At 59.7% G+C, this 10,277-nt stretch carries 11 protein-coding genes; 4 read left to right on the forward strand and 7 right to left on the reverse strand.

Translation table 11 applies throughout. The annotated features are described in order from the left end of the window. The 4 genes from ACPYOI_RS32485 to ACPYOI_RS32500 all read right to left on the reverse strand — a co-directional run. Positions 1–742 (reverse strand): tripartite tricarboxylate transporter permease (locus ACPYOI_RS32485; protein WP_481423918.1); only part of this gene is annotated, 742 nt, incomplete at its 3' end. 20 nt (positions 743–762) lie between these two features. Next, a complete protein-coding gene (locus ACPYOI_RS32490) occupies positions 763–1,251 on the reverse strand; it encodes a tripartite tricarboxylate transporter TctB family protein (protein ID WP_481415319.1) in 489 nt (162 codons plus the stop codon). A 70-nt stretch (positions 1,252–1,321) separates the two neighbouring features. Further along, on the reverse strand, positions 1,322–2,296 hold the full coding sequence (locus ACPYOI_RS32495; protein ID WP_481415388.1) for a Bug family tripartite tricarboxylate transporter substrate binding protein: 975 nt from the start codon (positions 2,294–2,296) through the stop codon (positions 1,322–1,324). 81 nt (positions 2,297–2,377) lie between these two features. Next, entirely contained in the window at positions 2,378–3,409 is a 1,032-nt protein-coding gene (locus tag ACPYOI_RS32500; protein ID WP_481415387.1) for a 4-hydroxythreonine-4-phosphate dehydrogenase PdxA, read from the reverse strand. Between the two features lie 758 nt (positions 3,410–4,167). Here ACPYOI_RS32500 and ACPYOI_RS32505 point away from each other — a divergent pair. Further along, entirely contained in the window at positions 4,168–4,599 is a 432-nt protein-coding gene (locus ACPYOI_RS32505) for a universal stress protein (RefSeq protein ID WP_481415318.1), read from the forward strand. 43 nt (positions 4,600–4,642) lie between these two features. On the opposite strand, the gene ACPYOI_RS32510 is transcribed toward ACPYOI_RS32505, so the two are convergent. Then, the gene (locus ACPYOI_RS32510; RefSeq protein ID WP_481415393.1) at positions 4,643–4,771 is read right to left on the reverse strand and encodes a hypothetical protein; all 129 of its coding nucleotides are present in this window, start codon (positions 4,769–4,771) and stop codon (positions 4,643–4,645) included. A 294-nt stretch (positions 4,772–5,065) separates the two neighbouring features. On the opposite strand from ACPYOI_RS32510, the gene ACPYOI_RS32515 reads away from it, so the two are divergent. Genes ACPYOI_RS32515 through pcaF form a run of 3 tightly spaced genes read left to right on the forward strand, consistent with a single transcriptional unit; the run spans position 5,066 to position 7,691 of the window. Next, complete coding sequence (locus tag ACPYOI_RS32515) at positions 5,066–5,773, forward strand: 3-oxoacid CoA-transferase subunit A (RefSeq protein ID WP_481415317.1); 708 nt, start codon at positions 5,066–5,068, stop codon at positions 5,771–5,773. After that, on the forward strand, positions 5,770–6,474 hold the full coding sequence (locus ACPYOI_RS32520) for a 3-oxoacid CoA-transferase subunit B (protein ID WP_481415316.1): 705 nt from the start codon (positions 5,770–5,772) through the stop codon (positions 6,472–6,474). The genes ACPYOI_RS32515 and ACPYOI_RS32520 overlap by 4 nt, the downstream gene beginning before the upstream one ends. Positions 6,475–6,485: 11 nt before the next feature. Continuing rightward, entirely contained in the window at positions 6,486–7,691 is a 1,206-nt protein-coding gene (gene pcaF / locus ACPYOI_RS32525; protein ID WP_481415315.1) for a 3-oxoadipyl-CoA thiolase, read from the forward strand. Between the two features lie 15 nt (positions 7,692–7,706). Here pcaF and ACPYOI_RS32530 read toward each other — a convergent pair whose 3' ends face one another. Beyond that, on the reverse strand, positions 7,707–9,074 hold the full coding sequence (locus ACPYOI_RS32530; protein ID WP_481415386.1) for an MFS transporter: 1,368 nt from the start codon (positions 9,072–9,074) through the stop codon (positions 7,707–7,709). Between the two features lie 127 nt (positions 9,075–9,201). After that, entirely contained in the window at positions 9,202–10,215 is a 1,014-nt protein-coding gene (locus ACPYOI_RS32535; RefSeq protein WP_481415314.1) for an amidohydrolase family protein, read from the reverse strand. Between the last annotated feature and the right edge of the window lie 62 nt (positions 10,216–10,277).

The following is a 10,277-nucleotide window of genomic DNA, read 5'->3' on the forward strand; positions in this document are numbered from 1 at the left end:
TCTCGCAGATGGTCCTAAAGACATCACGCGGATCGATGCGAGAGGAAACGCCACGAAATTTCAGACCATCCTGTACCGTCGCCAGCAACTCGCCTATGCCGAACAGGCCGATGACAACAACAAGGAAGCTGATGCCGCTCACAAGCGCGTCGATGCCGAATGTCAGCCGCAGCGAGCCAGTCACCGTGTCCATTCCGACCGCCGATAGCAGCAGGCCAAGTCCGAGCGAGACGACGGTCTTCAGCGGTGAAGCGCTTCCCATCCCGACAAATGCGCAAAAGGCCAGGAAATAGACCGCAAAATACTCAGGAGCGCCGAACCGGAGCGCGAAGCGGGCGGCCCATGACGACAACAGCGTGATGACGAGAACGCCAATAAGCGCGCCGATGCCGGCCGATATGAAAGCAAAGGTAAGTGCACGCGTAGATTGTCCGGAGCGCGCCAGCGGGTATCCGTCGAAGGTCGTCGCGACGGAGCTTGGTTCACCTGGAATATTGAAAAGAATGGAGGTCGTCGACCCGCCGAACAGCGCTCCCCAATACATGGATGCCAGAAGGATGATGGCCGATACCGGATCCATCGAGAATGTCAGAGGGATCAACAGCGATACGCCATTGGGGGCACCAAGCCCCGGAAGCACACCAACGACAAGGCCGAGCAGGACGCCAGCAACCATCAGCATGATGTGCATGGGGGTCAGCGCAATGCCAAAACCGTCGATCAGCAGTCCGAAATTTTCCATGAGATATGCTCCCGCTGCGCTCAGTAAATGCCAAGCATGTCTTCGAGCGGGCCTTTGTGCAGAGGCACCTGGAACGCGGTCTCGAAAACCAAATAGAGTACGATCGAAAAAGCAACGCCCATGAAGATCGCATGCTGGGGTTTGTATTTTCCCTGGCGCCAGGCGACATAGAACAGATACAACGCGCTTCCAACATAGACACCGAAATAGATCGTCACGACGACGAAGACGATCATCGGAATAAAGAAGGAGAGAAGCCGCCGGGTCTGCTCCGGCTCGAGAAAAGTCTCCTGCTGCTCGGCGCTCCTTGCCTTCAAGATAGCCTGCACGATGCAGCCGATGCTCGCCGCGATGACGATGAGGCCGACATAAAATGGGAAGTAGCCGGGCTGCGGCCCTGAATCCCCCCAGGTCACACCAAGCTCCAACGAGCCTGTGGCTGCGAGCACGCCGATTGCGGCTACGCCGGCGGCGGTGAAGACCTCCATATGGAGGCGCTTGATATGCATGATCGGTTTCCTTCATCTAAGGGATCCGGCAGTGTCCGCCGGATCCCTGGGCGCCTGTTCGTCAGTTCGCTTACTGAACCAGCCAGCCCTCCGTCTTGAAGACGTTCACCGCTTTCGTCTCGCTGGTGCCGATGAAATCCGTCAATTTCGCGCCGTCAAGGTAATCGCCGGTTTGCGAGGTCTTGCGGATATATTCCGCCCATTCCGGCGTCTCGCTGACCTTCTTCATGATATCCGCATAATAGGCGACTGCATCTTCAGGCGTCCCGGCGGCGACCCACACGGTGCGGGGCATCTTATAGGACGGGATCGCGATACCTACCGACGAGCAGATCGGAATGTCGCCCCAGCCCTTGCCCTCGTAAATCGGCTCGCTTTTTGCCATCGGCTTGTCGGAGAAGACACAGAGCGGCTTGACGGCGCCCGCCTTCCATTGACCGATATTCTCATTGGGGTTGTTGACATTGGCGGCAACGTGGCCGCCCGCGAGCTGAACACCGACTTCGCCGCCACCGTTGAAGGGCAGGTACTTGAACTTAGCGCCTGTGGCCTGCTCGATCAGCGCCACCAGGGTTTCGTCAGTGTCCTTGGACTGGCTGCCTGCAAAAGCAACGCTATTTGGTGCCGCCTTGGCTGCGTCCACGAGTGCGGCTGGCGTCGTATATTCGGAGTCCGATTTAACCCAGACCAGAAACTCGTCGAAAGCCATCGCCGCGACCGGTGTCAAGTCCTTCGTCGAATAGGCCATCTTAGCAACATGCGGCAGCAGATAGGCGTTATTGGTCCCGAAATACAGCTTGTTGGGGTCGCCATCGTTCTGCTTAGCGTAAAGAAATGCCTCGGCGCCGCTGCCGCCACCCTTGTTCAAGACCACCATCGACTTGCTCATGAGTTTGTGCTTGGTGATGATTGACTGGATCGTGCGGGCAAAATTGTCGGTCCCGCCGCCGGCGCCGGACGCAACAACAAACTCGACGGGCCTTGTCGGCTCGAAGGCCAATGCTTGGCCAGCCATCGCCAACGCGGCTGCAAGAGTCATGCTCATGGCCAAAGTCTTCATCTTCTACCTCCTTGTTTAGATGAAGCCGGTACGAACCTCCTCGCACCGGGTATTCTTTAAGAACGGCTATCCGGCAGCAAAGTGCGTCCTTGACGCCATGCGTGCGGCCAGAAAAATCGCCTCGCGGCTCGCGCCGATGTTTGCAATGCCCTTGCCGGCGATATCGTAAGCAGTACCGTGGGCAGGCGTGCAGAGCGGGAATGGTAGGCCACCGATTATGGTGACGCCCTCATCGAAACCCATAAGCTTCATCGCGATCTGCCCCTGATCATGATACATCGTCAGGACGGCGCGGTAGCCTTCTTTGACCGCGCGCAGAAAGACGGTGTCTGCCGGGAATGGGCCATCGACATTAAAGCCTCGTGCTCTGGCAAGCGCCACCGCAGGTTCTATGATCTCGATTTCTTCCATGCCGAAGCTTCCGCCGTCGCCGGCGTGCGGATTAAGGCCCGCGACCGCGATCCGGGCGTCAGCATGGCCAGCTTCGGCAAGGCAACGCGTGGTGAGTTCGATTTCGGCCATTATCCCCTCGACAGAAATTGCCGAGGAAACAGCAGAAAACGGAATGTGTGAAGTGACGCGGGCGTTCCAGACTCTTTCCAGAATGTTGAACTCGCGCACTTTTCCTTCGAAGCCGATCACGTCACAGACAAAGCGGCTCTCATCGTCATAACCTGGATAGGCAAAGCGCATGGCTTTCTTGTTGAAGGGCGTGAAGCAGACCGCTGAAACCTGTTGGGAAACGGCAAGCTCGAGAGCGTGGCGGAAATTGGCCATTGCAAACCGCCCGCCGGCCAGCGTGGCTTCTCCGGGCGAGACCTCTGACGGGTCAAGATGCGCAAGATCGATGAAGACATGGCGCTCCGACTTGAGCGCAGCAAATTGACCCGCTGCCGTTGTTTCAATCGTGAGGTCCAGCCCGGCATCGGCGGCGCCTTTGTCGAAAATGCGACGATCTCCGATGACGACCAATTGTGCAATATCTGCGATCTCTTCACGAGCCCACAGTTTGGCAGTGAGTTCGGGGCTAATCCCTGCTGGATCTCCCATGGCTAACGCAATGACCGGCCGTATTTGGCCTTGGCTCAAGCTCATCATCTCCTCCATCCCTGAATGGGTTGATACGGCATTCAGACTTTGACATCAAGTCTTTTGAATTTTGTATACAATATTTTCTAGGCATAGGCTCTTCGCCAATGTTAAGCAAGCGCCGACAAGAGGTACGGAGCCCGCAGCAATCAAGATCATGAAATGAAAACGGCCGCTTGGTAGGCTGCCTGAGAACTTGGTGAGTTGTGTCGTGATGGCCGAAGAAGCTCGTGTAGGGCGATCTCGGAAGTCGGGAAGCTCGCCGACTGGATGCGTGCGAACGACGAGCTATTTGGGCATGGCGTGATTGATAGAAGGCGCGCGCCGTCAATTATAGCGCTTCTTACTGATGCTGCAGGAAGTGATTGGTGCTTCCGTGAGTATCCTCCGGTGTTGTCTGCTAATGGTCGCAACGTGAAAATCGCGGGGCTAACGTTCGATCTCCGTCAAGACAGCATTTCAGCCCTGTCGAAATTAGACCGTTGACACGCTCGCGGACATTGGTGGCCCGTCCCAGGGCAACCCTCGTTGGCACGTTCCAGGGGATTTGTGGAATAGCGCCGCTGGTCGACTCGGCAGATTCCATCGCCCAAGTTGCCGCCGAAGTCGGATACCAGTCCGAAGCGGCCCTGAGCCGTGCTTTCCACCGTAGATTTGGCATCAGAACCGGCGCGTTACAACGTGTTCTGTCGCAAAGCGGCCGTCGATAGACTCTACCTTCGACTGTGGTTTATGTTCGGTTCGCGCAAGCGTACAGGAGAACGACGATGTTCAAGCACATCCTTGTCGCAACAGACGGGTCTGATCTTGCGACGAATGCAGTGAAGCAGGCTTCCGAGCTAGCTCAAATACTCAAAGCAAAAATCACGATCGTAACCGTGAGTTCGATCCCCTCAATGTTCTTCGCACCAGACGTTTGGTCGCCCCTCATGTACGAAGACATCGCGAAGGGCAATGCGGAGCACAGCAAGAAGACACTCCAAGCGGCTGCGAAGCTATGCACGGGTGACGTCGATACAGTCGCGGTCGAGAGCGCGAGCCCTGCCGATGGTATCGTCGATACCGCAGAGCGGATTGGCAGTGACCTCATTATGATGGGATCGCATGGATACCGTGGGATCAATCGGCTGATCCTCGGGAGCCAAGCATCAAAGGTTTTGAGCCTCGCCAAGGGGACCGTCTTAATCGTCAAAGGATGATCGCCAGCCGCGCAGGCGCGGCGTCCGGTCCGCGCAAGCCTGGTCATTGCGTCGCTGGTGCTGCGGTCACGCGCCAGATCGTGTTGCCGACATCGTCGGCGATCAGCAGACCGCCGGCCTTCTCTACCGCAAGTCCGACGCGACGGCGATGGGTGTCGTCCCGGTCGCGCAACGACTTTATCAGAGACGAATCAACTCATATGAAATTAGTTGCCGCTAAATTAAAATAATCCAGTTATAACAATCTGTTACGAAAATTCCAGATTTTGTGGACAAATCAATTACATCAAACCGCCCAAACCAAGGGCAATAAAACCAATCCCCATTTCGGTCTCCCAGTTTGTGCGGTATACGAACAAATATCAAATAACGCACAAATCTCTTGCCGGTCCTGCCATCTCGTTCTATCCATCAGTCCAGAGGCGGGGAGGAGCATCCCGCCGAACCGGGCAAGGAGTGATCCAGCATGGACAAAACTATCGGGAACACGGCGGAGGCCGTTTCCGAAATCGGTGACGGGGCGACCGTCATGATTGGCGGCTTCGGCGGGTCGGGCGCGCCGATCGAGCTGATCCACGCCCTGATCGACAAGGGACCGAAGAACCTCACGGTGATCAACAACAATGCCGGCAACGGCCGCATCGGCATTGCCGCGATGATTGACGCGGGCATGGTGCGGAAGATGATCTGCTCCTTCCCGCGGTCGTCGGACCCGCGCGCCTTCACGGAGAAATATCTGGCCGGTCAGATAGAGCTGGAGCTTGTGCCCCAGGGAACGCTCGCCGAGCGCATCCGTGCCGGCGGCGCCGGTATCCCGGCCTTCTACACGCCGACCGGCTACGGCACCGAGCTTGCGCAAGGCAAGGTCATCGCCGAATTCGACGGCCGCCATTACGTGCAGGAGCGCTGGCTGAAGGCCGATTTCGCCATCGTCAAGGCGCATATCGGCGACACCCACGGTAACCTCATCTACAACAAGGCCGGACGCAACTTCAATCCGCTGATGTGCATGGCGGCGGCGAAGACCATCGTCCAGGTCTCCCGCGTCGTTCCCGCCGGCGGCATTGAACCTGAGCATGTCGTCACCCCCGGCATCTTCGTCGACCGCGTCGTCGAGGTCGCCAATCCCGCCCAGGAAGAAGAGCTCGTTCGAGCCGGAGTGGCTTATCAATGACCATCGATATCAGCCCCATCAACACTCGCGAAGACATCAAGCTTTCCAACGCCAGCATTGCATGGCGCGCCGCTCAGGACATCGCCGACGGCGCCTATGTGAACCTCGGCATCGGCTTTCCGGAAATGGTGGCGCGCTACCAGCCGCCCGGCCGCCAGGCGATCTTCCATACGGAAAACGGCATCCTCGATTTCGGCGAGGCACCGCCCGTTGGTGAAGAGGACTGGGATCTCATCAATGCCGGCAAGCGGCCGGTGACGCTGAAGCCCGGCTCGGCCTTCTTTCACCATGCCGACAGCTTCGCCATGGTGCGTGGCGGCCATCTCGACGTCGCAATCCTCGGCGCCTACCAGGTGGCCCAGACCGGCGACCTCGCCAACTGGCGGGTCGGCGCCAAGGGCGTGCCGGCCGTCGGCGGCGCCATGGACCTCGTGCACGGCGCCAAACAGGTCTGCGTCATCACCGAGCACGTCACCAAGAACGGCGAGCCGAAGCTGGTCGACAGATGCACCTTCCCGCTGACGGGCGTCGCCTGCATCACCCGCGTCTATACGAGCCACGCCGTCATCGATATCGTGAAGGGCCGTTTCGTGCTGCGCGAGAAGCTCGCTGCGATGACGGTCGAGGAATTGCAGGCGATGACCGGCGCGCCGCTCCATATCGACGGCCCGGTCGCCGATCTCGTCGTTCCGGAACTCTGAGGAGAAGCCTAATGGCTGACGCTTATATCTGCGATTATATCCGCACCCCCATCGGCCGCTTTGGCGGCTCGCTGTCGGCCGTTCGCGCCGATGATCTCGGCGCCGTGCCGTTGAAGGCGCTGATCGAGCGCAACGGCAAGGTGGATTGGGAAGCCGTCGACGACGTGATTTTCGGCTGCGCCAACCAGGCCGGCGAGGACAATCGCAACGTCGCCCGCATGTCATCGCTGCTTGCCGGCCTGCCGGTCTCGGTGCCCGGCACGACGATCAACCGCCTCTGCGGCTCCGGCATGGATGCGGTCATCGCCGCCGCCCGTGCGGTTCGCGCCGGCGAGGCCGAGCTGATGATTGCCGGCGGCGTGGAAAGCATGTCGCGCGCACCCTTTGTGATGCCGAAGGCCGAGACGGCCTTTTCGCGCAACGCCGAGATCTACGACACGACGATCGGCTGGCGCTTCATCAATCCTCTGATGAAAAAGCAGTACGGCGTCGATTCCATGCCGGAGACCGGCGAGAACGTTGCCGAGGAATACAAGGTCTCGCGCGAGGACCAGGACGCCTTTGCGGTCCGCAGCCAGGCCAAGGCCGCGGCGGCGCAGGCAAACGGCCGGCTGGCAAAGGAAATCACCTCCGTCACCATTCCGCAGCGCAAGGGCGATCCTATTGTCGTTGAGAAGGATGAGCATCCGCGTGCGACCACGATGGAAGCGCTCGCCAAGCTCTCCACGCCCTTCAAGAAGGAGGGCGGCACCGTGACGGCCGGCAACGCCTCCGGCGTCAACGATGGTGCCGCCGCCCTGATCATCGCCAGCGAAGCTGCGGCGAAGAAATATGGACTGACGCCGATCGCTCGCATCCTGGGCGGGGCAGCCGGCGGCGTGCCGCCGCGCATCATGGGCATTGGCCCGGTTCCCGCATCGCGCAAGCTGATGGCCCGGCTTGGCATGACGCAGGACCAGTTCGACGTGATCGAACTCAATGAAGCCTTCGCCTCGCAGGGCCTGGCAGTTCTGCGCGAACTCGGCATTGCCGACGACGATGGCCGCGTGAACCGCAATGGCGGTGCCATCGCGCTCGGCCATCCGCTTGGCATGTCCGGTGCGCGGATCGCCGGAACGGCAGCGCTGGAGCTTGCCGAAACCGGCGGGCGGTATTCGCTCTCAACGATGTGCATCGGCGTCGGGCAGGGGATTGCTGTAGCCCTAGAGCGGGTGTGAGGGCTGAGCCTACGGCTAACCCTCGCGCATCTTGCGGTTCACAAGATCGTCGCCCGCGTTTCGCGGCAAACGCCAGAAAGTGATGACGCTCGACGCGGAAATGAGGCCGACCACGACGAAGGCGATCTGGAAATCGATGTTCTCCAGCGTGCCGCCATGCAGGCTGCTGGAGATATCGAGCGATGCACCGGCAACTGCAACGCCAATCGCCATGGAAAGGCGCTGCGCGACGGCATTGATTGCCGTCGCTTGACCGCTGTCGGCATCGTCGACATCCCCAAACGCCATGGCATTGACCCCGGAAAAGGCCATCGAACGCAGCACGCCGCCGACGAGCAGGCATGCCATGATCAGCGAGAGCGGCGTGCCTGGATGGAAAAGTCCGTTGATGCCTAGAAGAATTGCGGACAGTATGGTCGTGACAATGAGGACGCGGCGGAAGCCGAAAGCGCCGAACATGCGCGCAGCTCCGAATTTCGAGCTCAGCGAGCCGATTGCCGTGACGAAGGTCACCATGCCGGACTGAAACGGCGACAGGCCAAAGCCCAATTGCAGCATCAGTGGCATCAGGAAGGGCAGAGCCCCCAAGCCCATGCGGAAATTCGAGGCGCCGACAATCGCGGCGCGAAACATCGGGTAGCGGAACATCCTCGGATCAAGAAGCGGATGCGCCACACGTCGCGCCCGAAGCAGATAGATTATGCCGGACAGGGCTCCCACTGCGATCGTCGCATAGCCGTAGTATCTGGGCACAGCCGGGAGGCTGACGATGGAAATACCAAGGATAAGGGCGCCGAAGCTTATTGCGGAGAGGAAAAAACCCGGAAAGTCGAGCGGCTTCGGGACACGCGTTTCGACGGGCGGAAGAAGTCTCGTGACAAGGATGATGCCGACAATACCGATCGGAACATTGATCCAGAAAATCCAGTGCCAGCTCAGGTAGGTCGTGAGGAACCCGCCGACGGGCGGCCCGAGAATCGGGCCGATGAGGGCAGGGATCGTCAGCCACGCCAGTGCATCGACCAACTGGTTGCGGGGGGTGCCCCGCACCAGAAGGAGCCTGCTCACCGGCGTCATCATCGATCCGCCCGCGCCCTGAATGAGGCGTGCGAAGACGAAGGCCTCGATGGAATTGGAGAACGCGCAGCCGATGGAGCCGATCATGAAAACGCCGATCGCCAGCCGGAAGACGTTCAGCGCGCCGAAGCGATCGGACATCCAGCCGCTTATGGGAATAAAGACCGCAAGCGCCACCAGATAGCTGGTCACCGCGAGTTTCAGGGCGATAGGCGACGTGCCGATATCGGCTGCAATCGCGGGCAGGCTGGTTGCGATGATTGTCGAGTCCATCCGTTCCATGAACAGAGCGACTGCGAGGATGATTGGTGTGAGGCGTGACACGAGGGGGGTCCTGACAGGAATACGCGCTTGCTTTAGAGCGCGTTTCGGCTGTGCGCCAGCCGTATATTTGTCGCGGAGACGGAAGAAGCCGCCTCCGCGACAAAGCTAATCATTTTTTGAGGCCGAAAAGCGCCTCGGCGTTACGGAAGCAGATCTTCTCCATGTCTTCCTTCGGCAGATCGAGCGAATTCAGGATCTTCAGCGTATCGCGGATGTAGCCCGGACCCTTCTCCGGATCGAAGGGCGAATCGGATGCAAAGAGAATGCGGTCGCTGCCATAGAAATCCAGGCCGCACAGCGTCGCTGAGCGCGAGCCGAAGACTGCGGTGTCGGCGTAGAAGTCCTTGAAATAGTCGAGCGGACGCTTCTTCAGGCGCTTCAGCACCAGCGACAGATCCTCGTCCGAGGTGCGCTTGCCGAGCTGGTCCCAGCCGGGGCCGACACGGCCTTCGAAGAAGGGCACCATGGCGCCCATGTGGTGGGCGAGAACCTTGAGGTTCGGAAGGCGGTCCATAAAGCCGGAGAAGACGAGGCGGGCCATGGCGGCGCTGGTCTCATAAGGCCAGCCGAAGGTCCACCAGATCTCGTACTTGGATTTGTCTTCGGTCGCGTAGTCGGTCATCGAGGAGTTGCGCGACGGATGCAGCAGCACCGGCTTGTTGTACTTTGCCGCCATCTCGAAGATCGGGAAGAAACGCTCCTCATCGAGAGGCGCGCCGTTGACGTTAGTGTGGATCTGCAGGCCGTTCGCGCCGAGTTCCGTGAAGGCGCGCTCGGCTTCCCTCGCGGCCGCCTCAGGCGCGTTCATCGGCAGCGCTGCGACGAAACCGGCGAAGCGGTCGGGATGATTGCGCACGAGCTCGGCCTGGCCGTCATTGCCAATCTTCGCGAATTCCGTTGAAAGCTCCGGTCCGCCCATGGCTTCGAGCGGCGGCATGCCGAGCGAGATGATCTGCGTGTAGTCGGAAAATTCATCCATCACCCGGAAACGGGTTTCGAGATCGTAGATGCAAGGGATGCCCTGCATGCGGCGGCCGATATCCTTGCCGGCGCCGTCGAGCTTCTGGATACGCTCCCAGAGCGCCTTCGGAAAGAAATGGTTGAACGCGTCAATATAGTGCATGGTACTCCTCCTGAACGAATTTTGGTTGGGATCGTCTCAGCCGCGCTTCAGGCGGCGGACGA

The sequence above is a fragment of the Rhizobium sp. SVR5-2C genome (assembly GCF_056755115.1).